The sequence below is a fragment of the Stutzerimonas sp. FeSN7 genome, assembly GCF_030263795.1.
In the GTDB taxonomy this organism is placed as follows: domain Bacteria; phylum Pseudomonadota; class Gammaproteobacteria; order Pseudomonadales; family Pseudomonadaceae; genus Stutzerimonas; species Stutzerimonas stutzeri.
Window position 1 is genome coordinate 3,694,045 of record NZ_JARPMN010000001.1, and the last position, 25,599, is coordinate 3,719,643.

General features: G+C 67.0%; 23 protein-coding genes. 8 read left to right on the forward strand and 15 right to left on the reverse strand.

Annotated features, from left to right (window positions below; all coding sequences use genetic code 11):
• Window positions 1–55: 55 nt before the first annotated feature.
• The 7 genes from P5703_RS17605 to P5703_RS17635 all read right to left on the reverse strand — a co-directional run bounded on the left by P5703_RS17605 (window position 56) and on the right by P5703_RS17635 (window position 7,179).
• The gene (locus P5703_RS17605; protein WP_285588503.1) at window positions 56–2,209 is read right to left on the reverse strand and encodes an LTA synthase family protein; all 2,154 of its coding nucleotides are present in this window, start codon (window positions 2,207–2,209) and stop codon (window positions 56–58) included.
• A 28-nt stretch (window positions 2,210–2,237) separates the two neighbouring features.
• Complete coding sequence (locus P5703_RS17610) at window positions 2,238–2,645, reverse strand: diacylglycerol kinase (protein WP_108241492.1); 408 nt, start codon at window positions 2,643–2,645, stop codon at window positions 2,238–2,240.
• Complete coding sequence (locus P5703_RS17615; RefSeq protein ID WP_108241491.1) at window positions 2,635–3,354, reverse strand: lipopolysaccharide kinase InaA family protein; 720 nt, start codon at window positions 3,352–3,354, stop codon at window positions 2,635–2,637. The genes P5703_RS17610 and P5703_RS17615 overlap by 11 nt, the downstream gene beginning before the upstream one ends.
• Entirely contained in the window at window positions 3,351–4,034 is a 684-nt protein-coding gene (locus tag P5703_RS17620) for a class I SAM-dependent methyltransferase (protein ID WP_108241490.1), read from the reverse strand. The genes P5703_RS17615 and P5703_RS17620 overlap by 4 nt, the downstream gene beginning before the upstream one ends.
• Before the next feature lie 81 nt (window positions 4,035–4,115).
• Window positions 4,116–5,384: a sensor histidine kinase gene (locus P5703_RS17625; RefSeq protein WP_285588509.1), complete on the reverse strand. Its 1,269-nt coding sequence runs from the start codon at window positions 5,382–5,384 to the stop codon at window positions 4,116–4,118.
• A complete protein-coding gene (locus P5703_RS17630; protein WP_013981815.1) occupies window positions 5,374–6,057 on the reverse strand; it encodes a response regulator transcription factor in 684 nt (227 codons plus the stop codon). Before P5703_RS17630 ends, P5703_RS17625 begins: the two co-directional genes overlap by 11 nt.
• Before the next feature lie 84 nt (window positions 6,058–6,141).
• Window positions 6,142–7,179, reverse strand: a complete 1,038-nt coding sequence (locus P5703_RS17635) for an SdiA-regulated domain-containing protein (protein WP_125459586.1) — start codon at window positions 7,177–7,179, stop codon at window positions 6,142–6,144.
• Window positions 7,180–7,416: 237 nt separating this feature from the next.
• Between P5703_RS17635 and P5703_RS17640 the strand changes: the two genes are divergently transcribed.
• The 8 genes from P5703_RS17640 to P5703_RS17675 are packed head-to-tail and all read left to right on the forward strand — an operon-like array spanning window position 7,417 to window position 14,482.
• Entirely contained in the window at window positions 7,417–8,106 is a 690-nt protein-coding gene (locus tag P5703_RS17640) for a thermostable hemolysin (RefSeq protein WP_095460619.1), read from the forward strand.
• Window positions 8,090–9,535 carry an AMP-binding protein gene (locus tag P5703_RS17645; protein WP_285588516.1) on the forward strand — a complete coding sequence of 482 codons (1,446 nt, stop codon included), beginning with the start codon at window positions 8,090–8,092 and terminating at the stop codon, window positions 9,533–9,535. Before P5703_RS17640 ends, P5703_RS17645 begins: the two co-directional genes overlap by 17 nt.
• A 15-nt stretch (window positions 9,536–9,550) precedes the next feature.
• A complete protein-coding gene (locus P5703_RS17650; RefSeq protein ID WP_013981810.1) occupies window positions 9,551–10,222 on the forward strand; it encodes an iron-containing redox enzyme family protein in 672 nt (223 codons plus the stop codon).
• Complete coding sequence (locus P5703_RS17655) at window positions 10,209–11,039, forward strand: SDR family oxidoreductase (protein ID WP_125919585.1); 831 nt, start codon at window positions 10,209–10,211, stop codon at window positions 11,037–11,039. Before P5703_RS17650 ends, P5703_RS17655 begins: the two co-directional genes overlap by 14 nt.
• Window positions 11,036–11,686, forward strand: coding sequence for a tetratricopeptide repeat protein (locus P5703_RS17660; protein ID WP_125919586.1), 651 nt, complete (start codon window positions 11,036–11,038; stop codon window positions 11,684–11,686). Before P5703_RS17655 ends, P5703_RS17660 begins: the two co-directional genes overlap by 4 nt.
• 60 nt (window positions 11,687–11,746) lie before the next feature.
• The gene (locus P5703_RS17665; RefSeq protein WP_013981807.1) at window positions 11,747–12,406 is read left to right on the forward strand and encodes a response regulator; all 660 of its coding nucleotides are present in this window, start codon (window positions 11,747–11,749) and stop codon (window positions 12,404–12,406) included.
• On the forward strand, window positions 12,400–13,872 hold the full coding sequence (locus P5703_RS17670) for an ATP-binding protein (RefSeq protein WP_285588523.1): 1,473 nt from the start codon (window positions 12,400–12,402) through the stop codon (window positions 13,870–13,872). Before P5703_RS17665 ends, P5703_RS17670 begins: the two co-directional genes overlap by 7 nt.
• A 58-nt stretch (window positions 13,873–13,930) precedes the next feature.
• Window positions 13,931–14,482 carry a cytochrome b gene (locus tag P5703_RS17675; protein WP_020306605.1) on the forward strand — a complete coding sequence of 184 codons (552 nt, stop codon included), beginning with the start codon at window positions 13,931–13,933 and terminating at the stop codon, window positions 14,480–14,482.
• 54 nt (window positions 14,483–14,536) lie between these two features.
• On the opposite strand, the gene P5703_RS17680 is transcribed toward P5703_RS17675, so the two are convergent.
• The 8 genes from P5703_RS17680 to P5703_RS17715 all read right to left on the reverse strand — a co-directional run bounded on the left by P5703_RS17680 (window position 14,537) and on the right by P5703_RS17715 (window position 25,540).
• A complete protein-coding gene (locus P5703_RS17680; RefSeq protein WP_285588529.1) occupies window positions 14,537–15,769 on the reverse strand; it encodes a molybdopterin molybdotransferase MoeA in 1,233 nt (410 codons plus the stop codon).
• Entirely contained in the window at window positions 15,766–16,311 is a 546-nt protein-coding gene (gene moaB, locus P5703_RS17685) for a molybdenum cofactor biosynthesis protein B (RefSeq protein WP_045633530.1), read from the reverse strand. Before moaB ends, P5703_RS17680 begins: the two co-directional genes overlap by 4 nt.
• Window positions 16,312–16,551: 240 nt before the next feature.
• On the reverse strand, window positions 16,552–17,541 hold the full coding sequence (gene moaA, locus P5703_RS17690; RefSeq protein WP_045633529.1) for a GTP 3',8-cyclase MoaA: 990 nt from the start codon (window positions 17,539–17,541) through the stop codon (window positions 16,552–16,554).
• Between the two features lie 109 nt (window positions 17,542–17,650).
• A complete protein-coding gene (locus P5703_RS17695) occupies window positions 17,651–18,607 on the reverse strand; it encodes a peptidylprolyl isomerase (protein WP_285588534.1) in 957 nt (318 codons plus the stop codon).
• Between the two features lie 81 nt (window positions 18,608–18,688).
• Window positions 18,689–19,480 carry a respiratory nitrate reductase subunit gamma gene (gene narI / locus P5703_RS17700; RefSeq protein ID WP_013981800.1) on the reverse strand — a complete coding sequence of 264 codons (792 nt, stop codon included), beginning with the start codon at window positions 19,478–19,480 and terminating at the stop codon, window positions 18,689–18,691.
• Complete coding sequence (gene narJ, locus P5703_RS17705; protein WP_011912088.1) at window positions 19,473–20,228, reverse strand: nitrate reductase molybdenum cofactor assembly chaperone; 756 nt, start codon at window positions 20,226–20,228, stop codon at window positions 19,473–19,475. Before narJ ends, narI begins: the two co-directional genes overlap by 8 nt.
• Window positions 20,229–20,231: 3 nt before the next feature.
• On the reverse strand, window positions 20,232–21,770 hold the full coding sequence (gene narH / locus P5703_RS17710; RefSeq protein ID WP_013981798.1) for a nitrate reductase subunit beta: 1,539 nt from the start codon (window positions 21,768–21,770) through the stop codon (window positions 20,232–20,234).
• 11 nt (window positions 21,771–21,781) lie between these two features.
• On the reverse strand, window positions 21,782–25,540 hold the full coding sequence (locus P5703_RS17715; RefSeq protein ID WP_011912086.1) for a nitrate reductase subunit alpha: 3,759 nt from the start codon (window positions 25,538–25,540) through the stop codon (window positions 21,782–21,784).
• Window positions 25,541–25,599 lie beyond the last annotated feature (59 nt).

Below are 25,599 nucleotides of genomic sequence, written 5' to 3' on the forward strand. Positions count from 1 at the left end.
CCCGCTTTACTCACGCCAGAACACCCGGGCCGAAGCCGCTGAACCACGCCGCAACTCACCCCTCACGCGGCTGACGAGCGCCCGGCGCCGGCAGCACAACCTGCTGCCCGCCGCCGGCACGCGCCAGTTTCTGCCCGGTCTCTGGCTCTTCCCGCTCGCGGTCGCCCGCGGTGTTGGCCAGCAGGCTGCCGGTGGCCACCTGCAGATAGGCCTGCAGCTGGCGCAGCATCGACGCCGCGTTGTCGGCATCCTCGATCCGCTGGGCGCTGGCATCGGCACCGAGGCGATAGCGGTACAGGCGCGGCTCGAGGTCCTTGGGCTGTACCAGGATCTGCTCGCCGCGGATCATCGCCACGGTCTGGTCGCTGCCCGAGGGCTTGATGATGCCGAAGCCCGGGTCACGTTCATCCAGTGCCAGCAGGTCGCGACCCCAGCACTGATGGCGCACCTCGCCCCCGAGGCGGCCCATGATGGTCGGCACCACGTCGACCTGGGTACCCACCACTTCGCGCCGGCTGCCGAACTCTTCGGTGACGCCCGGGGCGATCAGCAGCAGCGGCACGTGGAAGCGGAACAGATCCATCTCGGTGAGCTGTTCCGGCGCGCCGAAGCCATGGTCGCCGACCACCACGAACAGGGTGTCCTTGTACCAGGGCTGGCGCTTGGCCTGCTCGAAGAAGCGGCCCAGCGCCCAGTCGGAATAGCGCATGGCGGTCAGGTGCGCATCCTGCGAGCCATGGCCGGTGACCGCCGGCACCGGCAGCGGGTCCGGCAGCGCATAGGGTGTGTGGTTGGAGAGCGTCTGCAGCAGTGCATAGAAGGGCTCGTCCGGTGCCAGCGCGCCGAGCTCCTGCACGGCGCGGTCGAACATGTCCTGGTCGGAGACGCCCCAGGTCGGGTCAGCCACCACCGGGTCGACGTAGTCGTTGCGCCCGACGAAACGGGTCATGCCCTGGTTGCCGAAGAAGCCGGCCTGGTTGTCCCAGGCGAAATCGCCGTTGTAGACGTAGACGTCATTGAACGCCCGGGCGCTGAGCAGCTGCGGTAGCCCGGAGAAGCGGTTGCCGCCCTCCGGTGACTGCATCAGGTACTCGAATCCCGGCAGATTGGGAAAGCACGCCATGCTGGCGAACATGCCCTGGTGGGTGTGGGTGCCGTTGGCGAAGAAGCGCTCGAACAGCAGGCCCTCACCGGCCAGGCGGTCGAAGTGGGGTGTGATGCCATCGCGGCTGCCCAGGGCGCCGACATAGCGCCCGGCGAAACTCTCCATCAGGATGACCACCACGTTACGCACCGGCAATCGACCGGCCTCCGGCGCCCGGTAGTCGCGGCGCACAGCGGCCAGCTCCGGGTCGGCCAGCTGGTCGTTGCCGGTCAACAGCAGCTCGCGGGTGACCGCCAGGGCCTCGTCCTCGGGCAGCACGGCTTTCCAGGCGTTGTCGCGATGATCGGAATAGCGGTTCTTCGCCGCCTCGTAGAGGGTCAGTGCCGGGTTCAGGCCGAGCTGGTTGATGAACACCGAGTCGGTGGTGAAGGCATCGCCCCAGCGTAGCGGCGGGCCCTGACGCAGGGTGCCGCGAGCGGCGACCACGCTGATTAGGACCAGCACCAGCAGCGTGGCGCCACGCCAGTGCCAGGCCAGCGGCGGACGAGTTGGCGAGCGGCGCATTTGGCTGACGCCGCGCGGCCGGCAGCGACCGTCGAGCCAGCGGAGCAGCAGCGCCCAGACCAGCGTCAGCCCGCCCCAGACGCTCAACAACGTGACCACCGGAAAGCCGTGCCAGAGCATGCTCAACACCGTGGCCGGGTCCTCGCCGAGGTATTGGAAGACCAGCGCATTCAGCCGCTGATGAAACTCCTGATAGAAGTTCAGCTCGATCACGCCGAGCAGGATCGCCAGACTGGCGCAGGTGGTAAGCCAGATTCGCTGCAGCCCGCGCGCGGCCATTGCGTGTGGGCTAAGCACCGCCAACGACAGCGGCACGAAGATATAGACCAGCACGCGCAGGTCGAAACGCAGGCCGTTGCCGAAGCCTTCGAGCAGGATCGCCAGCGAGGCATCACCAAGCAGCTCGCGGTTGAACAGCAGCAGTGCCAGGCGCAGCAGGGCCAACAGCGTCAGCAGTGCGAGCGCACTGCCAGCCATGAACAGCAGGTGGTGGCGTAGTCCGGGCTGGACAGCCTGCGCGCGGGCGGTTGCGTCGGTCATGGGAAAGTCCTGGGTAAATGGAAGAAATTCAGAGGAGGATCACCGCCCAGATCAGCGCGATCAGCAGCATGGTCAGCATCTGCGCCGCGCTGCCCATGTCCTTGGCGCGCTTGGACAGCGGGTGCAGCTCCAGCGAAATGCGGTCGACGGTGGCCTCGATGGCCGAATTGAGCAGCTCGACGATGGGCGCCAACAGCACCACGGCGATCAGCACGGCGCGCTCGACCCGACTGACCTCGAGCAGGAATGCCAGCGGCATCAGCAGCAGGCAGAGCAGCACCACCTGGCGGAACGCCGCTTCACCGCGGTAGGCGGCCCGCAGGCCGGCCAGCGAATAGCCCCCGGCGAGCCACAGCCGCATCAGGCCGCTGCGCCCCTTGAGCGCCGCGCCATCGGCCACTGTGCTGCCGCTTTCGGATGAGCATTCAGGCGACATCGCAGCGCACCTCGCGATAGCCGGCATGGGCGGTCAGCAGCCGTTGCCAGTCCGGGTCGCTAATGGCCGTGCAATGACGCCTGAGCTGGCGCAGGTCATGCCGGGCGGCGGCGTGACGGCGCAGCCGACGCCGGCTCTTTTCCAGATCGAGCAGGGCCACCTCGACCTGCGCTCCATCGTCTTGGCCATGGACCCTGAGGAAGATGTGCTTGGGGTAACAGCAACCATGCTGCCAACGCGCGTGGTGGAGACGCCCGAGGGTGCGGCCGACCGCATCCAGCATGCGTGCCTGCACGACGCTGCCGTAGTAGCCCGGCATGCCCTCGCCGTACCAGTCCTCCAGGCTGACGAAGCCCTGCAGTTCGGCCGTTACCAGCAGGGCCTGCCACTGCCCTGCCTGCTGCCGCGTACCGCAGTAGATCAGCTCCGGCACGCGCACCCCGAGATCACGCAGGGCCTGCAGCGCGTGGCACTCGCGCAGCACCGTGGGCCGGCCGAACGGATGCAGCGGCGAGCGGTACAGATGGCCGATCTGGCGCTTGCAGTAGAGCAGCGGCTGCTGCAGATCGCGCGGGCGAATCCGCTGCACGCCGCTTTCGCCGGCGCGTCGCCGGTTGGGCTCCTCGACCCACTCGCCACGCATGTCCCACCAACGCTGAAAGGTGCTGGTCCGCGCCTCGCGGGCCGGCAGTACGAGGGCTCGGCTCATGCCCAACCCCGCTTGCGCAGTACGTAGACCCGCCACATAGCGTAGCCCGGGAGGAAATCGCTGCGGTCGAGGATGTCGAAACCGGCCTCGGCGAACTCCGCCTCGATCACCGAACGGGCGACCACGAAGCGGTTCTGGTTGTCCTTGGCCGGCCGCCGACGCTCCAGGCGCCTGCGCTTCCAGGCCTTGTAGTTGCCGTCCACCCACAGCGAGACGATCAGCGTGTCGCGCGTGACGCGGTGGAATTCGCGCAGCATCGCCAGGCGATGCGCCGGGTCGGCGATGTGATGCAGCAGGCGCATGCAGAAGATGCTGTCCACCGCGTTGTCGCCCATGTCGATGGCGAAGGCCGAGGTCTGGAAGGTCTCCACCCGCTTGACCACCTCCAGCGGCTGCGCGGCCTCGGCGATGGCCAGCATGTCGGCGGAATTGTCCGCGGCGAAGATCATCCGGCTCGGGTGCTCGGCCAAAAGGGGCCAGAAGCGCCCGGCCCCACAGGGCAGATCGAGGACCAGATCGGGCTCGCCGGCGATTTTCAGCGCGCGTCGCGCCATCTGCTCGTCACGCCAATGCGACAGCCGTCGGGCGAGGCCGTCCTGGTGCTTGTGCAGGTATTCGTAGGCGTGCTGGCGGTCGTACTTGCGCGAGAACTCAAGTTCGATGGGGCTCGATGTCGGCATGTCGGGCACTCCGGGGGAAGACGGAGCGCCAAACTAACCGGCCGGACATCAACGGGTTGTCAAAGAGATGTGAAAAAAACGTCAAGACGCCAGGCGGACGGCAAAGCAGCTGCCGCAGGGTTCGCGGCCATGCACTTCGACCGCCCAGCCCTGGTGCGCACAGATTCGCCGCACCAGCGACAGCCCCAGGCCGAGCCCTTCGCCGCGCCCCTCGGCACCCCGCACGAAGGGCTGGAACATGCGCTCCTGCTGATCTACCGGAATCCCCACGCCGGTGTCTTCGACGCGGAAGCCGCCGTGCTCGAGCACCAGCCGCACCTGCCCGTGCTCGGTGTAGTGCAAGGCGTTGCGCAGCAGGTTGGACATCACCGTGCCGAGCAGCGTGTGGTTATAGGTCTGCTGGTCATCGCCTTCGCGCACCACCTCGAACGCCAGTCCCTTTTCCCGCATCGGTGGCCCCCAGCGATCGCTCTGCTCGCGGGCCACGTCAGCCAGGCCGGCGCTACCACCGAAGACCTCCTGCTGATCGGGTCTGGCCCGCGCCAGCAACAGGAAGGTGTCGACCAGCGCCTGCATCTCCTCGGCCGCGCGCTGGATGCGCTCGGCCTGGCGCCGCGAGCGCTCGGGCAGGTCGCCGGCGAGCAGCAGCTCGCAGACGCCGAGCACCACCATCAGCGGCGTGCGCAGCTCGTGGCTGACGTCGGCGGTGAACAGCCGCTCGCGCTCCAGCGTCTGGCGCAGCTGGCCGAGGGTGCTGTCGAACGCAGCCGCCAGATGGCCCACCTCGTCATCCACATACTGCAGCGCCAGCGGCGGTGCCAGCGGATGCAGCTGGTCGCGGTGGCGTACCTGATTGGCCAGCCGGCTGACCGGGGCCATCACCTTGTGCGCCATCAGCCGGCCGAGCAGCCAGGCGCCCAGCACGCTCAGCAGGAAGCCGGCGAGCACTGTCTTGAACAGAGCGTTCTCGCGCTCCTCGAACTCGTTCTGGTCTTCCATCAGCACGTAGCGCTCGCCGTCCAGATCGCGTACGTAGACGTAGTAGGCCTCGTCGCCGCGGACCACCTCGGTGAAGCCCTCGGGCAGCGTGGCGAAGCCTTCGGGCAGCGGATAGTCCGGCAGCGCGGTGCTGAAGAAGCGTGTCTGGGCGTCGAGGCGCGGTGGACGTCCGCTGGGCAGGTCCTCGTGCAGCACGATATCCAGCTCGCGACTCAGCTCCCCGGTCACCAGCTGTGACTCGACGAAGTAGACCACCGCGACGATCCCCAGCGAGAACACGCCGCTGACCACCAGGGTCATCAGCGTGAAGGCGATGACGATGCGGCGGGCGAAGGGTTGCTTAGTGAGCATCGCCGTCCTCCGCCAGACGGAAACCCACACCGTGCACGGTGTGCAGCAGCGGCCGGTCGAAGGGCTTGTCCAGTGCCTGGCGCAGCTGGTGGATGTGGCTGCGCAGGCTGTCGCTGTCCGGTACGTTGTCGCCCCACAGCGCTTCCTCCAGCGCCTCGCGGCGCACCACCGCCGGGCTGCGCTGCATGAGGATGGCCAGCAGCTTGTGGCCGATGGGGTTGAGCCGTATCGGCACGCCGCCGCGGCTGACGGCCAGGGTATCGAGGTCATAGACCAGGTCACCGACCTGCAGCTGGCGACGCCGCGAACCCTGGCTGCGACGCAACACCGCCTCGATACGGGCGACCAGTTCGGACAGCGCGAAGGGCTTGATCAGATAGTCGTCGGCGCCGGCTTCCAATCCCTTGATGCGATCCGGCAGGGCGTCGCGCGCGGTGAGCATGATGATCGGCGTGTCGCGCCGTGCGTCTTCGCGCAGGCGCTTGCACACCTGATAGCCATCGATGCCGGGCAGCATGATGTCCAGCACGATGAGGTCGTATTCCTGGGTCGCGGCCAGATGCAGGCCACTCAGCCCGTCCTGCGCACAGTCCACCAGGTAGCCCTTGAGCTCGAGGTAGTCGAGCACGTTGGCCAGGATGTCACGGTTGTCTTCAATGACCAGGATGCGCATATCGGTTCGCGGCTATGACGATCTTTTCACGGCTTCTTGACGAAGGGCTCAGGGACGTCAACGCAGACTGCGCCGCGTTCGTCCTCAGCCGTGGATCATACGATGCCTTTTCTCCGTCATGCTCAGCTTCGTTATCTCGTCCTGCTGCTCCTCTGGCTCGTGGTATTCCGGTTGACCCTCCTCGCGGCGGAAGCTGTAGAACAGGTTCGGCTCGCTGACCACGTACAGCGTGCCGTCATTGTCCAGGGTCACGCCTTCAGGCTGCGGTGCCGAGCGGCCGAGGTCGCTGAACAGGCCGTTGAGGCTGCGGTAGCTGAGCATGCGGCCGTCGGCGCCGAGCTCCATCACCAGCCGCGACTCGTCGCTGAGCAGAATCAGGTGGCCGGTCTCGGCATCGAAGTGGATGTCGGAGAGGTCGGTGGCGAACACCTGACTGGCGATCCAGTCACTGCGATCGTGAACGGCCAGTTGCAGCTGGCCGTCGAGGCTGGCGGCGACGCCCCGGACCTCGTAGAGCTGGCGCGGGTCGCGCTCCTTGACGATGAACAGGCGGTCGCCCACGGCATCGTAGGTCACCCCCTCGAAGCCCTTGTTGCCGTTGAGGCCGATGCCCAGGGAGAAGAACCTGGCCTCGGACACATTGATGCTGCGCGCCAGTGTCGGCAGCTGGAAGATGCTGATCCGCTGGGCACGCTCGTCGGACACCGCAACCCGGCCGCCACCCATATAGGTCAGCCCCTCGATATCGCCGAAGCCTTCCAGCGGGTAGCGCTCGAGCAGCTCGCCGCGCTTGCTCAACGCGACGATTTCCGTCGGCCCGCCATTGATCACGCCAAGCAGCCGGTCGAGATCGCTGTCGTAGGTGATCGCCGAGAGGTTGCGGCTGATGCCCTCGATCGGTCGGGCGTCGATGGCTACCCGATAGCCCGGCAGCCAACGCAGCGCCGGATCGTGCGCGCTGACGTTCCACTGATGGGTCAGGTGGAAATACAGCCGCTCGTTCCAATGCAGCGCGATGCTCGCGCCCAGGCCGATCAGCAGCAATGCGAGCAGGCCGAACAGCCGGTACTGGCGGCCCGAGCCTGTGGCCGGGCGTGGCACGGGGTATGGATGAATCTGCATCTGCTGGCCTTCCTCTTCGCGGCTCGCTCTGCTTGCGATAGCTGCTTCGGTGGTCGGCCGGCCAGCGTTCGATGGGCCTCTGGCGCAGCTGGAGCACCGGTGGCTCGACCCCGAGCGCGGCGACCATAGCCCAGCGAATGTGAAGAAAATGTCAGCGTTCTGACGGCTTAGGCGACTTAAGACTGCCTTAAGTTTGCCCACCAACAATCGGCCCAGGTTTCTAACCGAGGTTCCCCAATGGAACTGCCCTGGGTTGATCACACCGACATACTGGCCCGCATCGGCCGCGAGCCCTCGCTCTGCCTGCAACTGACACAGGCCGGCGAGGACCCGCGGCGCGTGGCCCTTGAAGACTTCATTCGCCAGCGCTTCGCCGAGCATTACGGCGCGCGGGTGCGTCACTTCATGCCCTGCCTGCTCGGCCTGCATGGCGACAACGGCCAGGTGCAGGGCGCGGTCGGCCTGCGCAGCGCGCAGCGTCGCCCGCTGTTTCTCGAACGGTACCTGGACGAACCCATCGAGCTGGCCGTTGCCCGCCGCAGCGGCCGCCCGGTGCCGCGCGAGGAGATCGTCGAGGTCGGCAACCTGGCGGCCTTCGGCAGCGCCTCAGCGCGGCTCCTGATCGTCGCGCTGACCGATCTGCTGGTCGCCCAGGGCTTTCGCTGGGTGGTGTTCACCGGCACGCCGGCCCTGCTCAACAGCTTCCAGCGCCTGGCCCTGGAGCCACTGGCGCTGGCCCCGGCCGACCCGGCGCGCATGGGCGAGGACCTGGCCGACTGGGGCAGCTACTACGCCAGCCGCCCGCAGCTGATGGCCGGCGAGATCCTGCCCGGCCACCAGCGCCTGCTGCAGCTGGGCATCTACGCCCGACTTGGCTACCAACCGTTGTTCGACGCCTCGGAGGTGCCGCATGCAGCCTGCAGCTGAACGCTTCTGGACAGTCCTGGAACAGCACAGCGGCATCGCCCTGGGCGAAGGGCCGCGCCAACTGAGCTACGCAGAATTGCGCCACGAGGTGGCCGCACGCGCCAGTCAGCTGCAACAGCTCGGCGTGCAGCGCGTCGCCCTGGCGCTGGACAACGGCCTGGAGTGGGCGCTGTGGGATCTCGCCCTGCTGCGCGCCGGGCTGATCTGCGTGCCGCTGCCGGGCTTTTTTTCCCCGGCACAGCAGGAGCATGTGCTGAATCACGCCGGCATTGACTGCCTGATCGGCACGCCAGGCGCGCTCGCCGAGCGCTGCGACTTCCAATCCGCTGAAGCCGGCCTGCTGCTGCTCCAGCCGCAGACAGTCACGCCGGTGCCGGCCGGCACCAGCAAGATCACCTACACCTCCGGCACCACCGGCCAGCCCAAGGGCGTCTGCCTGGATGCCGAGGCGCAGCTGGCGGTGGCCGGGAGCCTGTGGCAGGTCAGCCTGCCGTGTGATGTCCGGCAGCACCTGTGCGTGCTGCCGCTGGCCACCCTGCTGGAAAACATCGCCGGGCTCTATGCGCCGCTGCTGGCCGGTGCCCGGATCGAGTTGCGGCCGCTGACGCAGATCGGCTTCTCCGGCAGTGCCGGCTTCGACCTGCCGCGCTTTCTCGCCACGCTGAACGAAAGCCGGCCGCAAAGCCTGATCCTGCTGCCGCAGCTGTTGCTGGCGCTGGTCAGCGCCGCGGAACAGGGCGTACCGCTGCCCGCGTCGCTGCGCTTTATCGCCGTGGGTGGCGGCCGCGTGGCGCCGCAACTGCTTGAACGCGCCGAGCGACTCGGCCTGCCGGTGTTCGAAGGCTACGGGCTGTCCGAATGCGCCTCGGTGGTCTGTCTGAACACACCCGAAGCGCGGCGCATCGGCACGGTCGGCCGGGCGCTGCCGCATGTCGAACTGCGCCTGGCCGACGACGGCGAGGTTCTGGTCCGGGGCCCGCACATGCTCGGCTACGTCGGCGAGCCGCCGCCGGCCCGCGAGTGGCTAGCCACCGGCGACCTCGGCCATTTCGAGGACGGTTTTCTGGTCCTGCACGGGCGCAAGAAGCACCAGTTCGTCACCGCCTACGGGCGCAACGTCAACCCGGAATGGGTGGAGGCCGAGCTGGTCCAGCAGGCGCCGATCGCCCAGGCCTGGCTGCATGGCGAGGCGCTGGCGCAGAACGTCGCGGTGCTGGTGCCGCGGTATCCCGAGCTCAGCGATGCCGGACTGCAGGCGGCAATCGACCGGGTCAACGCCGGCCTGCCGGACTACGCCCGCGTACACCGCTGGCTGCGTGCCGACGCGCCGTTCGGCGCCAGCAACGGCCTGGCCACTGCCAACGGCCGGCTGCGCCGCAATGCGCTGTTCAACCATTACCAATCGGCGATCAACGCCATTCAGCCCTGACTTTCGAGGTTCACCATGGAATTCTTCGACCAGCTGCAACAGCAGACCAGCGCCGAGCGCGACTACCTGTTGGCCGCGCCGATCATCCATTCGGCGCTCGCCGGCACCGCGACCCGCGCGCAATACATCGCCTTCCTTACCCAGGCCTACCACCACGTCAAACACACCGTGCCGCTGCTGATGGCCTGCGGTGCGCGCCTGCCGGAGCGGCTGGAATGGCTGCGCGAGGCCATCGCCGAATACATCGAGGAAGAGATCGGCCACCAGGAATGGATCCTCAACGACATCCGCGCTTGCGGCGGCGATGCCGAGGCGGTGCGCCATGGCCAGCCGGCGCTGCCCACCGAGCTGATGGTCGCCTACGTCTACGACCGCATCGCCCGGCACAACCCGGCGAGCTTTTTCGGCATGGTCAACGTGCTCGAAGGTACCAGCATCGCCCTGGCCACCCAGGCCGCCGGCGTGCTGCAGGACAAGCTCGACCTGCCGGCCAAGGCGTTCAGCTACCTGACCTCCCACGGCAGCCTGGACCTGGAGCACATCGAGTTCTTCAAGCGCCTGATGAACCGCCTCGATAACGAGGACGACAAGGCCGCCGTGGTGCACACCGCGCGGGTGGTCTACCGCCTCTATGGCGACATTTTCCGCAGCCTTCCCGCGGCGGAGCACGACCATGCACTTGCCTGACGCGCGCCTCCTGCTCACCGGTGCCAGCGGCGGTATCGGCCAGCTGCTGGTGGAACGGCTCTGCGCCGGCGGTGCCCGGCTGCTGCTGGTGGGGCGCGACAGCATTGCGCTGGAAAGCCTGGCCCGCCGTTACCCTGGGCAGATCAGTCTGGTTGTGGCAGACCTCACCCAACGCAGCGGGCGACAGCTGGTGCTGGAGGCCGCGCGCCGCTTTGGCGGGCTCAACGGTGTGATCAACGCCGCCGGGGTCAATCAGTTCAGCCTGCTCGAACAGCAGGACGAGGACGCCATCGCCCGGCTGATCGGCGTCAACGTCACCGCCACCCTGCAGTTGACCCACCTGCTGCTGCCCTTGCTGCGCCAGCAGCCGCGAGCGCTGCTGGTCAATCTCGGCTCGACTTTCGGCTCCATCGGCTACCCCGGCTTCACCGCCTACTGCGCCAGCAAGTTCGCCTTGCGCGGCTTCTCCGAGGCGCTGCGCCGCGAGCTGGCCGACAGCCAGATCAAGGTGCTCTATATCGCGCCGCGCGCCACCCGTACGGCGATGAACAGCGCCGACGTGGTAGCGATGAACGACGAGCTGAAGGTGGAGATGGATGATCCGCAAGAGGTCGCCCGGCAGATCGTCCATGCCATCAGCGCCGAGCGAGAGGAGTTCTATCTCGGCTGGCCGGAAAAACTCTTCGTGCGCCTCAACGGCGTGCTGCCGCGGCTGGTCGACCAGGCGCTGCGCAAGCAATTGCCGGTGATCAAGCGCTTTGCCCGTGCCGAACAGCCACCCGCACCGCAACCCACCTCTCCCGGAGAACACCCATGAAGCCTCTGTTAGGCCTTTGCGCCCTGATGCTGGCCCTGGTCAGCCTGCCCTCCTTCGCTCTCAGCCCGGCCGGCGAGTCGTCGCTGCGTCAGATCCAGACGCGCTGGGCCGAGATCAACTACCAGACGCCCGAGGCTCAGCGCGAAACCGCCTTCGCCAGGCTCGCTTCGGAGGTCGAAAGCGCTGTGATCGGCGAACCGCAGGCCGCCGAACTGCATATCTGGCACGGCATCGTGCTCAGCACCTGGGCTGGCGCCAAGGGCGGACTCGGCGCGCTGGGGCTGGTCAAGCAGGCCAAGGCCGAACTGGAAAAGGCCATCGAACTCGACCCCGCGGCACTCAACGGTTCGGCCTACACCAGCCTCGCCAGTCTCTACTACCAGGTGCCCGGCTGGCCAATCGGCTTCGGCGACGAAGACAAGGCCGAGGCGCTGTTCAAACAGGCGCTGGCGCTGAACCCGGACGGCATCGACCCCAACTACTTCCACGGTGACTTTCTGCTGCGCCAGAAGCGCTATGGCGAGGCGCAGGCCGCGCTGCAGAAGGCCCTCGCCGCACCCGATCGCCCCGGCCGTGAAGTGGCCGATGCCGGCCGCCGCGAGGAAGCCCGCGCGCTGCTGGCCAGGGTCCAGGAAAAGCTGGAATAAACCGAGACGGCGGCGTTGAATGCACAGCAACGCCCAGCGGCCGAGAACGACAGGAACGACATGCGCATTCTGCTGGTGGAAGACGATCGCGCCCTTGGCGAGGGCATCCGCACCGCGCTCAAGCCGGAGGGTTATACGGTGGACTGGCTGCAGGACGGCGCCAGTGCGCTGCATGCGCTGAACCATGAAAGCTTCGAGCTGGTCATCCTCGACCTCGGCCTGCCGCGCCTGGACGGGCTGGAGCTTCTCAAGCGCCTGCGCGCTGCCGGCAATCCGGTGCCGGTGCTGGTACTCACCGCGCGCGATGCCACCAGCGACCGCATCGCCGGGCTGGACGCCGGCGCCGACGACTACCTGGTCAAGCCGTTCGACGTCGCCGAACTCAAGGCCCGCCTGCGTGCCCTGCTCCGGCGCAGCTTCAATCGACCGGAACCGGTGCTGGAATACCGCGGCATCCTGCTCGACCCGGTCAACCAGCAGGTCAGTTACCAGGGCACGCCGATCAACCTGCCGCGCAAGGAGTTCGTCCTGCTCCACGAGCTGCTCGCCCAGCCCGGTCGCGTGCTGACCCGCGATCGGCTGCAGCAGGTGCTCTACGGCTGGGACGAGGACGTAGAGAGCAATGCGCTGGAGGTGCACATCCACCACCTGCGCAAGAAGTTCTTTCCCGAGCTGATCCGCACCGTGCGCGGCGTCGGCTATCTGGTGGACAAATGCTGAAGCGCTCGATCCGCCAGCGCACCCTGGCGCTGCTGCTCGGCACCCTGCTGGTCTCGCTGAGCCTGATCTCCTGGCGCAGCTACCGCGACGCGCGCCACGAGATCGAGGAACTGTTCGACGCCCAGCTGGCGCAAAGCGCGCGGCTGGTGCAGGGCCTGGTGATGCGCGAGATGGAGCCGCAGGCCCGTCAGGCCCTGCAAACCGCGCTGGATGCGGCGGTGAACGCTCGCCGCGATCAGGGCGTGCCGGGGCACGACTACGAGACCAAGCTGGGTTTTCAGGTCTACGCCGAGGACGGCAGCAGCGTGCTGCAGTCGGCCGGCGCACCGAACGGCGCCCTGCAGCAGCTGGCCGCGGGTTCGGCGTCGCCGTTCAGCCACCTGGCCGGCGGCTATCACGAGGTGCTGCTCGACGGCCATGCCTGGCGGCTGTTCCTGCTGCACGACCGCGAGGACGATCTGTGGATTCTGCTCAGCGAGCGCGGCGATGTGCGGGGCGAGCTGGTGGGCAAGATCGCCCGGCGCAGCCTGTTGCCCGACCTCGTCGGCCTGCCACTGCTGGCGTTGCTGATCTGGCTGGCGGTGGGCTGGGGCCTGCGCCCGCTGGCACGCATGGCTCAGTTGCTCAAGAGCCGCGACCCGGACAACCTCGCGCCGCTGTTGCTGGCACCGCTGCCGCAAGAGCTGGAACCGGTGGCGGCCTCGCTCAATCGCCTGCTGCAACAGGTCAATCAGCTGATCGAACGGGAGAAGCGCTTCATCGCCGACGCTGCCCACGAACTGCGCACACCGCTGGCGGTGCTGCGCATCCATGCACAGAACGCGCTACAGGCCGCCAGCGAGGAGGAGCGCGAACGGGCTCTCGAACAGCTGATCGCCGGCGTCGACCGCACCACCCGCGTGGTCACCCAGCTGCTGACCCTGGCGCGCCTGGAACCGAGTGCCCAGCGCCTGGGCCTGACCGACCTCGATCTGCTGCCGCTGTGTCGTGAAACCCTCGCCGAGCTGACGCCCCTGGCGCTGGCCCGCGGCCAGGAGCTGACGCTGGATGTCGACGAGCTGGCCGATTTCCACCTCAGCGGCGATGCGGCGAGCCTCGCCACGCTGCTGCAGAATCTGGTCGGCAACGCCCTGCAGTACACCCCCGACGGCGGCCAGATCCAGGTCGGCCTGCAGGCCACCGCTGCCGCGATCACGCTACAGGTGGACGACAGCGGCCCCGGGGTGCCGGCGACGCAACGTGACAAGCTGTTCGAGCGCTTCTATCGACAGGGTGACGGCCAGGGTGCGGGCCTCGGCCTGGCCATCGTCGCGCGCATTGCCGAGCTGCACGGCGCCAGCATCGAGCTGGCCGACTCGCCGCTCGGCGGGCTGCAGGTCGCCGTGCACCTGCCCCGCCAGCCTCTCAGCACGACCACCGGCGCGCAGCCGCGACCGCACGCCACAGGCGCAACGGGCATTCGCTAAGGTTCGCTTAAGCCTGGCGCCCTAGACTGCCGCCATTCCCCCACACGGAGTGCGTGAAATGTCTGTGACCACCCCCCTGCCGCGTTACGGCCGGCTGAGCATCGCCCTGCACTGGCTGATGCTGCTGCTGATTGCCGCCGTCTACGCCACCATCGAACTCAAGGGCAACTTCGCCAAGGGCAGCGAGCCACGCGAGCTGCTCAAGCACTGGCATTTCATGCTGGGCATAACAGTGTTCGCGCTGGTCTGGCTGCGACTGATCGCCCGCTGGTTGCACCCGGCGCCGCGCTCGCTTGCCGGCGCGGGATGGGAACAGGCGCTGGCCAAGCTGATGCACCTGGCGCTGTACGCGCTGATGATCGGTCTGCCGCTGCTCGGCTGGCTGACCCTGAGCGCGGCGGGCAAGCCGATCCCCTTCTTCGGCCTCGAGCTGCCGGCGCTGGTCGGCGCGGACAAGGCGCTGGCCGGCGATTTCAAGGAGCTGCATGAAACGCTGGCGGTGGCCGGCTACTGGCTGATCGGCCTGCATGCCGCAGCCGCGCTGTTCCACCAGTACGTGCGCCGCGACGGCACCCTGTTGCGCATGCTGCCGCAGCGCCACCAGGCCTGAGGCTCAGACGCGACAACGCCCGGCCGATTCGCATCGGCCGGGCGTCGTGGCGTTTCAGCCGAGCAGTTCGCTGAACGGCAGGTACTGCACCAGCTCGCCTTCGGCGAAGGTGCGCTGGCACTCGACGACGGCCAGGCCATCCGCCCAGGTCGCCGAGGTCAGCATGGCCGAGCCCTGGCGCGGGAACAGACGCACCTCGAGCCGGCCATCGACCGCTTCGAGCCGCGCGCGCAGGAACTGCTGGCGCACGTTGGCCTTGCGCCAGGCGAAGCCGGCAGGCAGGCGCAGCGGCGTGACCTGCACCTGCGTGCAGCCCTGGGCGCGCAGCAGGAACGGCCGAGCCACCACCAGCGAGGTGACCAGCGCCGCCGCCGGGTTGCCGGGCAGGCCGATCCACGGCGTGCCGTTGACTTCGCCGAAGGCCAGCGGCTTGCCCGGCTGGATCGCCAGACGCCACAGGTGCAGCTCGCCCAATTCGCGAATCGCCTGCTTGAGGTGATCCTCCTCACCCACCGAAACACCGCCCGAGGTGATGATCAGGTCGAAGCGGCTCGCCGCATCGGCCAGCGCGTCACGGCTGGCGCCCAGATCGTCGATCAGGATCGGGTAGTCGTGCACCTCGCAGCCGAGGCTCTGCAACACGCCGAGCAGGCTGTAGCGGTTGGAGTTGTAGATCTGCCCGGCGTCCAGCGGCTCGCCCGGCTCGCGCAGTTCGTTGCCGCTGGACAGCAGCGCCACACGCAGACGCCGGTACACCTTCACCCGCGCCACGCCGAAGGTCGCCAGCAGGCCGAGCTCCTGCGGGCGCAGACGCTTGCCGGCGTCGATCAGACGCTCGCCAGCCGCGGTTTCCTCACCCAGGCAGCGCACGTTGTCACCGGCGTTCACCGCCGGCAGCCAGATGCGATCGCCTTCGATACGGCAGTTTTCCTGCGCCACCACGGCGTCCGCGCCCGGCGGCAACGGCGCGCCGGTGAAAATGCGCACCGCATGCCCGGCCGGCAGCTGCTGACTGGCGGCGTCGCCGGCGGCGATGCGTCCGGCCAGTGGCAGCGCACCGCCTTCGGCCGGCAGATCGGCGGCGCGCAGGGCGTAGCCGTCCATCGCGCTGTTGTCCCAGGGGGGCACCGGAAAGCTGGCATCCAGCGGCTCGGCGAGCACGCGACCGAGGGCATCGCGCAGCGTGACCTCTTCCACCGCGGGCGGCGCCGGCACCCGCGCCAGCAGCTCGGCGATGGCCTCGTCGACCGGCTTCAGCCCGCCGGTATCGCAGCCGCAAGCGCTCATGAGCGTGGCCCGCAGTTGTCCACCGCGGCCGCCTTCAGGTGCGGGACGAAGTTGCAGGGTTTGGTACGGCTATCCAACTGCTCGACGAGGATCTTGTTCCAGGCGGTGCGGCAGGCGTTGGTCGAACCCGGCAGGCAGCAGACCAGCGTGCCGTTGCTCATCCCGGCCAGCGCGCGGGACTGCACGGTGGAGGTGCCGATCTCGCCCAGCGAAACGTAGCGGAACAGTTCGCCGAAGCCGTCGACGTCCTTGTCCAGCAGCGGCTGTACCGCCTGCGGGGTGTTGTCGCGGGCGGTGAAACCGGTGCCGCCGGTGATCAGCACCACCTGCACGTTTTCGCTGGCGATCCAGCTGCACACCCGGGCGCGGATCTGCCAGATGTCGTCCTTGACGATGGCCCGTTCGGCCAGCGTATGGCCTGCGCTCTGCAGGCCGTCGATCAGCGCCTGGCCGGAGGTATCGGTGTCCAGGTTGCGGGTATCGCTCACCGTGAGCACGGCGATGTTCAGAGGCTGGAATTCGGTGTTGGACAGGTGAGCCATGGCTCGAAACTCCCTTGAAGATGTGTGCGCAGGCTGCACCGGCGCCGCGGGCCAGCCCATTCCCCGTTGGAGGTAGGCGCGCGGCAGGCGGTGCCGGCAGGTCGACCAACGCGCATGGCGTTGGTCAGCGAGCGTTGCGACAAACCCGACTGCAACGCAGCGGGGCATGGGTCAGACCGGCAGTGCCGGCCGATGGTAGCGAATAAAACGGTCGGCCCGCAGCCCGTTCGGCGCGGGCAGTCAACCGCCGCTGGCGTTCATGAAGCGCAATACCTGGACCTCGCCGCCGCTGGAGAATTCGTGGCGCAGCGGTTTGCGTTGCAGCGCGGCGTGAATGGCGTCGATCACCGGCTGGTCGCTGGTCGGGTGGCGGCGCAGCAGTGCGCGCAGGTCGATGGAATGCTCGTGGCCCAGGCACAGCAGCAGGCGACCTTCCACGGTCAGCCGCACGCGGTTGCAGGTGGCGCAGAAGTTGTGCGAATGCGGCGAGATGAAGCCGATGCGCGTCTGCGGGTGCTCCGGCAGGCGCACATAGCGCGCCGGCCCGCCGCTCTGCTCGGCCGAATCGATCAGCGCGTGACGCTCGGCGATCAGCGCCTTGACCTCGTCGCTGGAGCAGAAGCTCTCGCCGCGCGAACGGCCGACATCGCCCAGCGGCATTTCCTCGATGAAGCTCAAGTCCAGCCCGCCGGCGATGGCGAAGTCCACCAGGTCGGCGACTTCCTCTGCGTTGCGGCCCTTCATCACCACGGCATTGAGCTTGATCCGCTCGAAGCCGGCGGCGCGCGCCGCATCGATGCCGTCGAGCACCTGCTGCAGCTGGCCGGTGCGGGTAATGGCGTGGAATTTCTCGGCGTCCAGACTATCCAGACTGATGTTCAGCCGCTTGACCCCGGCCCGTGCCAGCGGTGCGGCGAGCCTGACCAGCTGCGAGCCGTTGGTGGTCATCACCAGTTCACGCAGACCGGGCAAGGCCGCGATGCGCTCGCAGAGACCGACGATGCCCTGGCGTACCAGCGGCTCGCCGCCGGTGAGGCGGATCTTCTTCACGCCCAGCCCGACGAAGATGCGCGCGATGCGCTCCAGCTCCTCCAGACCGAGCACCTGCTGGCGCGGCAGGAAGGTCATGTCCTCGGCCATGCAGTAGACGCAGCGGAAGTCGCAGCGGTCGGTGACCGACATGCGCAGGTAGTCGATCTGGCGGTCGTGGGCATCGCGTAGTTGAGTCATCGATAACACCTCTGAAGCCTCGTAGGGTGGATGACACTTTTTCATCCACCGTGGGCCCCGCGCGGTGGGTGGTGAAGCATCATCCACCCGACGCAGGGCCAAGCCGCCGTCATTGCATCAGTGGCGTTTCCGCGCCCTGCAGGTGGATGCCCTCGATGTTCGCCGCCCCCACCAGGTTCTGCAGGTACTGGCTGACGCCGATCTGCCAGACACGCTGGTTGAGTTCGGCGCGAATCGTGCCGGCGACGATCTCGTAAGGCAATTGATCGCCCTCGATACGCTGGTCGACGAACACCAGGTGGTAGCCATAGCGGCTTTCCAGCGGCTGCTGGCAGAGGCCGACCGGCAGACGGAACAGCTGGCGCTCGAACTCCGGCACGGTCTGGCCCTTGCTGATCTGCCCAAGCGCCCCGCCCTGCTCCTTGGACGGACAGGCCGAATGCTGCAACGCGAGTTCGGCGAAGCGTTGCGGCGCTGCCTGCAGTTGCTGCAACAGGCCCAACGCCTGTTCCCGCGCCAGGCTGCGCGCTTCGGCGTCATCCCCCGGACAGGCCAGCAGGATGTGCCGCGCGGCCAGCAGCGGCGCGCTGAAGAAGCGCTGACGGTTGCCGTTGTAGTACTGCTGACAGGCCGCCTCGTCGGCCAGCGGCAGCGGCACTTCCTGTTCGATCAGCGTGCGGGTGGCCGCTTCTTCCTCGCTTTCGCCGGGCGCCGCCTGCACCACCAGGCCGAGTTCGGCGATGCGCTGCTGCAACAGCTCGCGCACCACCAGTGCCTGGGTCGCCAGAAAGACCGCCTCGTCGCGGCTCTCGGCGGGGTGATACTGCAATTCCTGGGCGATGGCCTGGGGCGCGATCGCCACCCCGTTGACCCGCACCCGCGGCCACTCCTGCTCGCTGCTGGCGATCAGCAGCGGCTCGCCGGAGGCCTGTTCCTCGGCGGGCTGGTGTTCTTCTTCATGCGGTAGCTCCTCGAACAGAGGGGCCTCGGCCGGCACTTCGATTTCCGGGCGGGCGCCGCCACCGCAGCCGCCACCACCCGTGCTTCCACCACATCCACAACCCATGATGATTACCTCGATAAGACGCTTGAAGCTTCGATCCGATCGACCAGACCGGCTGACGCGTGGGGCGTCAGCCGGCAAGGGTCATACCGGGCTCTTGCTCTTTGCCGTGGCAGGCACGGCGGACGGCACGGCGGTTTCGCGTACCGGTGCTTCATAGGTGCGCGGGCGCTGCGGACGCGGCATGGCCGGCTTGACACCCTTCTGCCGGACGATCTGGTAGCGCCGGCCCAGGTACCACACCGGCGCGCTGACGATGTGCACCAGACGGGTGAAGGGGAACAGCACGAACAGGGTCATGCCGAGGAATACGTGCAGCTTGTAGATGACGCTGACCGACTCGATGGCGCCTGCGGCCTTGACCGGCTGCAGGGTGACCAGGCTCTGCGCCCAGGTGCCCAGCAGCACCATCACCGAACCGTCCAGGTGGCCGGTGGAGGCGACGATGGTCAGCAGACCCAGCACCAGCTGCGCCAGCAGCACGAACAGGATCATCACGTCGCTGGTGTTGGAGGTGGCCCGCACGCGCGCGTCGGTCAGACGGCGATGGATCAGCATCACCAGGCCGATCAGGCAGAGGATGCCGAAGAAGCCACCGGACACCATCGCCACGATCTGCTTCTGACCGCTGGTGATGAAGTGGTGATACAGCGCCTCGGGCATCAGCAGGCCGACGAAGTGACCGGCCAGGATGAAGATGATGCCGACGTGGAACAGGTTGCTCGCCAGGCGCATGCGGTTGTTCGACAGCATCTGGCTCGAGCCGGCCTTCCAGCTGTACTGCGACAGGTCGAAGCGCGCCCAGCTGCCGATCAGGCAGATGGCCAGGGCGATGTAGGGATAGACCCCGAACAGCAGGAAATTGAAGTTAGACATTGCGCACCTCCTGGGCGAGCGCGGCGGCCTGCCCGTCATGCTTGAAATCGGTCCAGTGCAGCGGCACCGGGCTTTCCTCGCGAGCCTTGCCCGGCCCGCTCGGCATGGATGGGCAGCGATCCTGCTGCTCGGCCTGGAGGAAGTTGACCTGCTCCTCCTCCCAGATCTTGTCCAGGGCCTCCAGCGAGTCGTCGCGCTCTTCAGCGGCGACCTGCTCCTGCAGGCCGGCCAGGGTTTCCTGCACCGGCTCGCCGGCGATCTGCAGCAGTGCGGTGAAGCACGCGGCATGCGGGCTCTCGCGTTCCTGCAGACGGGCCGCCAGCAGGGCCAGCAGATGGGCGACATCGGCCAGCCCCTCGCGGGCCTCGAGGTCTTCGCGGGTGGCGAGGTACTCGAGGTACAGCGGGATGTAGTCCGGCAGCTCGCGCACGCCGATGGCGAAGCCGGCCTCGGTGTACTGCGCCATCAGGTCGACCATGGCCTGGCCGCGATCGCGGGACTCGCCATGCACGTGTTCGAACAGGAGCAGCGACAGCGCGCGGCCGCGGTCGAACAGGTCGGTGTAGCGCTCCTGCACATCCATCAGGTCGCCTTCGGTCAGCTCGTCGAGCAGGCGGCGCAGCGCGATGCGCTGCTCCGGGCTGATCTCGCGAGCCGAGCCGATGGCCTGGGCCAGTTCGGCATGGCCGTCGCGCAGGTGCTGGTCGGGATAGTCCAGCAGCAGGGAAATCACTTTAAGGATGCGCATGGCTCAGTCCTCCCACAGCTGGACGGTCTTGATGATGTCGCGGCGGTTGGCCTTCCTGGCGCCGAACATGTTGGTGTCCGAGGCGCCCGAGCAGCCGCTGCCGAAGCTGAAGCCGCAACCGGAGCGCTCGGCGAAGGCATCGCTCATGGCCTCTTCGCGGTGCGCGGTCGGGATCACGTAGCGGTCCTCGTAGTTGGCGATGGCCAGGTAGCGGTACATGTCCTCCACCTGGGCGACCGACAGGCCGACGCTCTCCAGCACCTTGAGGTCCTGCACGCCATCGACCTGCTCGGCGCGCTTGTAGGCACGCATGGCGAGCATGCGCTTGAGCGCCAGCTTGACCGGCTCCTCGTCGCCTGCGGTGAGCAGGTTGGCCAGATAGCGCAGCGGGATGCGCAGGCTGTCGACGTCCGGCAGCACGCCGTCCATGCTGACGTGACCGGCGCTGGCGGCGTTCTGGATCGGCGACAGCGGCGGCACGTACCACACCATCGGCAGCGTGCGGTATTCCGGGTGCAGCGGCAGGGCCAGCTTCCAGTCCACCGCCATCTTGTATACCGGCGACTTCTGCGCGGCTTCGATCACCGACATCGGAACGCCGTCGTTGAGCGCCTGCTCGATGACCTTCGGGTCGAACGGATCGAGGAAGATCTCCAGCTGCTTGGCGTACAGGTCCTGCTCGTTGACGGTGCTGGCCACTTCATGGATGCGGTCGGCGTCGTACAGCAGCACGCCGAGGTAGCGGATGCGGCCCACGCAGGTCTCGGCACAGACGGTCGGCATGCCGGCCTCGATGCGCGGGAAGCAGAAGATGCACTTCTCGGATTTGCCGCTCTTCCAGTTGAAGTAGATCTTCTTGTACGGGCAGCCGCTGATGCACATCCGCCAGCCGCGGCACTTCTCCTGGTCGATGAGGACGATGCCATCCTCCTCGCGCTTGTAGATCGCACCGCTCGGGCAGGACGCGGCGCAGGCCGGGTTCAGGCAGTGCTCGCACAGGCGCGGCAGGTACATCATGAAGGTGTTTTCGTACTGGCCGTAGATGTCGGCCTGCACCTTGTCGAAGTTCTTGTCCTTGCGGCGCTTGGCGAACTCGGTACCGAGAATCTCCTCCCAGTTCGGGCCCCACTCGATCTTCTCCATGCGCTGACCGGAGATCAGCGAGCGCGGACGCGCCACCGGCTGATGCTCGGAGATCGGCGCGGTGTGCAGGTTCTGGTAGTCGAAGTCGAACGGCTCGTAGTAGTCGTCGATGGTTGGCAGGTCCGGATTGGCGAAGATGTTCGCCAGCACGCGGAACTTGCCGCCGATCTTCGGGTTGATGGTGCCGTCGCCGTTGCGCACCCAGCCGCCCTTCCACTTGTCCTGGTTTTCCCACTCCTTCGGGTAGCCGATGCCGGGCTTGGTCTCGACGTTGTTGAACCAGGCGTATTCCATGCCTTCGCGGCTGGTCCAGACGTTCTTGCAGGTGATCGAGCAGGTGTGGCAGCCGATGCACTTGTCCAGGTTCAGGACCATGCCTACTTGTGAACGAATCTTCATGGCCTTATTCCTCAGATGTCTTGCGGCAGGGGTTGCGGCAGGTCGTTGCCGTTCGGGCCGTCGAGCCAGTCGACCTTGGCCATCTTGCGCACCACGACGAACTCGTCACGGTTGCAACCCACGGTGCCGTAGTAGTTGAAGCCGTACGCCTGCTGGGCGTAGCCGCCGATCATGTGGGTGGGCTTGAGCACCACACGGGTCACCGAGTTGTGGTGGCCGCCGCGGGTCTTGGTGCTCTCGGCGCCCGGCACGTTCACGATGCGTTCCTGGGCGTGGTACATCATCACCATGCCTTCCATCACGCGCTGGCTGACCACCGCGCGGGCGGTCAGGGCGCCGTTGGCGTTGAAGCACTCGATCCAGTCGTTGTCCTCGATGCCGGCCTTCTTGGCGTCGACTTCGGACATCCACACGATCGGGCCGCCACGGCTGAGGGTGAGCATGATCAGGTTGTCCGAGTAGGTGCTGTGGATGCCCCACTTCTGGTGCGGGGTGATCCAGTTCAGGACGATCTCGGGGTTGCCGTTGCTCTTCTTGCCCTTCACGTAATCGATGGTGCGGGTGTTGATCGGCGGCCGGTAGCTCATCAGCTGCTCGCCGAAGGCCTGCATCCAGGGGTGATCCTGGAAGAACTGCTGGCGACCGGTGATGGTGCGCCACGGGATGTACTCGTGGACGTTGGTGTAGCCGGCGTTGTACGACACATGCTCGTCTTCCAGGCCTGACCAGGTCGGGCTGGAGATGATCTTGCGCGGCTGCGCCTGGATGTCACGGAAGCGGATCGCCTCGTGCTCCTTGGGCAGCGCCAGGTGGCTGTGGTCGCGGCCGGTGAATTCCGACAGCGCGGCCCAGGCCTTCACGGCAACGTGACCATTGGTTTCCGGTGCCAGGCTGAGGATGACCTCGGCAGCATCGATGGCCGATTCGATCTGCGGACGCCCTTGGCTGACGCCCTCGTCGCGCACCTTGTAGTTCAGCTCGCCGAGGAAATCGACTTCATCCTGGGTGTTCCAGTTGATGCCCTTGCCGCCGTTGCCGAGCTTGTCGAGCAGCGGGCCGAGGGAGGTGAACTTCTTGTAGGTGGCCGGGTAGTCGCGCTCGACCACGGCCATGTTCGGGCAGTTCTTGCCCGGCTGCGGATCGACGCCAGCGGTCTTCCAGTCGGTACCGCCGAACGGCTGCGCCAGTTCGCCGGGGCTGTCGTGCAGGAGCGGCACGGTGACCAGGTCCTTCTCCACGCCCAGCTGACCTTCGGCCATCTTCGAGAAGGCCTTGGCGATGCCCTTGTAGATCTCCCAATCGGACTTGGCTTCCCAGGCCGGGTCGATCGCCGCCGACAGCGGGTGGATGAAGGGGTGCATGTCCGAGGTGTTCATGTCGTCCTTCTCGTACCAGGTCGCGGTCGGCAGAACGATGTCGGAGTACACGCAGGTCGAGGACATGCGGAAGTCGAGGGTGGTGACCAGATCGAGCTTGCCGATGGCGCCCTCGTCCTGCCATTCGGCCTCTGTCGGCTTGAAGCCGTCGGCGCGCTTGCCCAGGTCTTCGTTCATCACGCCGTTCTTGGTGCCCAGGAGGTACTTGAGCATGTACTCGTGGCCCTTGCCCGAACTGCCCAGGAGGTTGGAGCGCCAGACGAACATGTTGCGCGGGAAGTTATCCGGATTGTCCGGCTGTTCGCAGGCGAACTTCAGCGAGCCGTCCTTCAGCGACTGGGTGACGTAGTCCACCGGCGACATGCCGGCGGCCTCGGCGTCACGGCAGATCTGCAGCGGGTTGCGGTTGAGCTGCGGTGCGCTCGGCAGCCAGCCGGCGCGTTCGGCGCGAATGTTGTAGTCGAGCATGTGCTCGGGGAACTGCGACTTGTCGGCCAGCGGCGAGAGCACCTCGTGGATGCTCATCTTCTCGTGGCGCCACTGCGAGCTGTGGTTGTAGAAGAAGCTGGTGCCGTTCATCTGGCGCGGCGGACGGCTCCAGTCGAGGCCGAAGGCCAGCGGCAGCCAGCCACACTGCGGACGCAGCTTTTCCTGACCCACGTAGTGCGCCCAGCCGCCACCGGTCTGACCGACGCAACCGCACAACATCAGCATGTTGATCAGCCCGCGGTAGTTCATGTCCATGTGGTACCAGTGGTTCATCGCCGCACCGACGATGATCATGGACCGACCATGGGTCTTGTCGGCGTTGTCGGCGAATTCACGGGCGATCTGGATGGCCTTCTCGCGGGACACGCCAGTGATGACTTCCTGCCAGGCCGGGGTGCCGGGCACGCTGGCGTCGTCGTAGCTGGAAGCGACGTTGCCGCCACCCAGACCACGGTCGATACCCAGGTTGGCAGCCATCAGGTCGAACACGGTGGCGACCTTGGTGGTGCTGCCGTCGGCCAGGGTGATGGTGCGGACCGGCACGCGGCGCAGCTGGATGCTTTCGCCTTCGGCGTGCTGGAAGTGCTCGTGGAGGATGCCGCCGAAGTACGGGAAGGCGACCTCGGCCGTCTCGCCGCCCTCGATCTGGGTCAGGGAGAGGTCGACATCACGACCGTCCTTGCCTTCGCGGGCCTCGATGTTCCACTTGCCCTTCTCGCCCCAGCGGTAACCGATCGAACCCAGCGGCGAAACCAGCTCGCCGGTGCTGCCGTCGACGGCGATGGTCTTCCACTCGGGGTTGTTTTCCTGGCCGAGGTTGTCGGCCAGGTCGGAGGCGCGCAGGAAGCGGTCGGCGATGTAGCTGCCGTCCTTCTCGTTCAGGCGCACCAGCACCGGCAGGTCGGTGTAGCGCTTGGCGTAGTCGCGGAAGTACTCGCTCGGCTTCTCGAGGTGGAATTCCTTGAAGATGACGTGAGCGAAGGCCTGGGCCAGCGCGGCGTCGGTGCCCTGCTTCGGATTGAGCCAGAGGTCGGTGAGCTTGGCGACTTCGGCGTAGTCCGGGGTGATGGCGACCGTCTTGGTGCCCTTGTAGCGGACCTCGGTGAAGAAGTGAGCGTCCGGCGTACGGGTCTGCGGGACGTTGGAGCCCCAGGCGATGATGTAGTTGGAGTTGTACCAGTCGGCCGATTCCGGCACGTCGGTCTGCTCGCCCCAGATCTGCGGCGAGGCCGGCGGCAGGTCGCAGTACCAGTCGTAGAACGACAGGCACACACCGCCAATCAGCGACAGGTAACGGCTACCGGCCGCGTAGGAAACCATGGACATGGCCGGGATCGGCGAGAAGCCGATGACACGGTCCGGACCGTACTGCTTGACGGTGTAGACGTTGGCCGCGGCGATGATCTCGTTGACTTCGTCCCAGCTGGAGCGGATGAAGCCGCCCATGCCGCGCTTGCTCTTGTAGGACTCGGCCTTGGCCTTGTCCTCGACGATGCTGGCCCAGGCGTCCACCGGGGTCATGTTGCGCCGCGCTTCACGCCAGAGTTTCAGCAGCGGCTTGCGCACCTTGGGGTACTTCAGGCGGTTGGCGCTGTAGATGTACCAGCTGTAGCTGGCACCGCGCGGGCAGCCGCGTGGCTCGTGGTTGGGCAGATCGTTGCGGGTGCGCGGGTAGTCGGTCTGCTGCGTTTCCCAGGTGATCAGGCCGTTCTTGACGTAGATCTTCCAGGAGCAGGAACCGGTGCAGTTCACGCCGTGGGTCGAGCGCACGATCTTGTCGTACTGCCAGCGCGAGCGGTAGACGTTCTCCCAGTCGCGGGATTCGATGCGGGTTTCACCATGACCATCGGCGAACTCGCCTTGCTTCCTGTTGAAGAAGCGCAGTTGATCGAGCAAGTGGCTCATCGTTTTCTCTCCTCACTCCGGTTGCGAACCACTGGCCCGACCGGTCGGCTTATCAATCT

Excerpts from the sequence above, each read along its gene's own strand:
- P5703_RS17605 (WP_285588503.1), bottom strand. The coding sequence starts at position 2,209 with ATGACCGACGCAACCGCCCGCGCGCAGGCTGTCCAGCCCGGACTACGC.
- P5703_RS17610 (WP_108241492.1), bottom strand. The coding sequence starts at position 2,645 with ATGTCGCCTGAATGCTCATCCGAAAGCGGCAGCACAGTGGCCGATGGC.
- P5703_RS17615 (WP_108241491.1), bottom strand. The coding sequence starts at position 3,354 with ATGAGCCGAGCCCTCGTACTGCCGGCCCGCGAGGCGCGGACCAGCACC.
- P5703_RS17620 (WP_108241490.1), bottom strand. The coding sequence starts at position 4,034 with ATGCCGACATCGAGCCCCATCGAACTTGAGTTCTCGCGCAAGTACGAC.
- P5703_RS17625 (WP_285588509.1), bottom strand. The coding sequence starts at position 5,384 with ATGCTCACTAAGCAACCCTTCGCCCGCCGCATCGTCATCGCCTTCACG.
- P5703_RS17630 (WP_013981815.1), bottom strand. The coding sequence starts at position 6,057 with ATGCGCATCCTGGTCATTGAAGACAACCGTGACATCCTGGCCAACGTG.
- P5703_RS17635 (WP_125459586.1), bottom strand. The coding sequence starts at position 7,179 with ATGCAGATTCATCCATACCCCGTGCCACGCCCGGCCACAGGCTCGGGC.
- P5703_RS17640 (WP_095460619.1), top strand. The coding sequence starts at position 7,417 with ATGGAACTGCCCTGGGTTGATCACACCGACATACTGGCCCGCATCGGC.
- P5703_RS17645 (WP_285588516.1), top strand. The coding sequence starts at position 8,090 with ATGCAGCCTGCAGCTGAACGCTTCTGGACAGTCCTGGAACAGCACAGC.
- P5703_RS17650 (WP_013981810.1), top strand. The coding sequence starts at position 9,551 with ATGGAATTCTTCGACCAGCTGCAACAGCAGACCAGCGCCGAGCGCGAC.
- P5703_RS17655 (WP_125919585.1), top strand. The coding sequence starts at position 10,209 with ATGCACTTGCCTGACGCGCGCCTCCTGCTCACCGGTGCCAGCGGCGGT.
- P5703_RS17660 (WP_125919586.1), top strand. The coding sequence starts at position 11,036 with ATGAAGCCTCTGTTAGGCCTTTGCGCCCTGATGCTGGCCCTGGTCAGC.
- P5703_RS17665 (WP_013981807.1), top strand. The coding sequence starts at position 11,747 with ATGCGCATTCTGCTGGTGGAAGACGATCGCGCCCTTGGCGAGGGCATC.
- P5703_RS17670 (WP_285588523.1), top strand. The coding sequence starts at position 12,400 with ATGCTGAAGCGCTCGATCCGCCAGCGCACCCTGGCGCTGCTGCTCGGC.
- P5703_RS17675 (WP_020306605.1), top strand. The coding sequence starts at position 13,931 with ATGTCTGTGACCACCCCCCTGCCGCGTTACGGCCGGCTGAGCATCGCC.
- P5703_RS17680 (WP_285588529.1), bottom strand. The coding sequence starts at position 15,769 with ATGAGCGCTTGCGGCTGCGATACCGGCGGGCTGAAGCCGGTCGACGAG.
- moaB (WP_045633530.1), bottom strand. The coding sequence starts at position 16,311 with ATGGCTCACCTGTCCAACACCGAATTCCAGCCTCTGAACATCGCCGTG.
- moaA (WP_045633529.1), bottom strand. The coding sequence starts at position 17,541 with ATGACTCAACTACGCGATGCCCACGACCGCCAGATCGACTACCTGCGC.
- P5703_RS17695 (WP_285588534.1), bottom strand. The coding sequence starts at position 18,607 with ATGGGTTGTGGATGTGGTGGAAGCACGGGTGGTGGCGGCTGCGGTGGC.
- narI (WP_013981800.1), bottom strand. The coding sequence starts at position 19,480 with ATGTCTAACTTCAATTTCCTGCTGTTCGGGGTCTATCCCTACATCGCC.
- narJ (WP_011912088.1), bottom strand. The coding sequence starts at position 20,228 with ATGCGCATCCTTAAAGTGATTTCCCTGCTGCTGGACTATCCCGACCAG.
- narH (WP_013981798.1), bottom strand. The coding sequence starts at position 21,770 with ATGAAGATTCGTTCACAAGTAGGCATGGTCCTGAACCTGGACAAGTGC.
- P5703_RS17715 (WP_011912086.1), bottom strand. The coding sequence starts at position 25,540 with ATGAGCCACTTGCTCGATCAACTGCGCTTCTTCAACAGGAAGCAAGGC.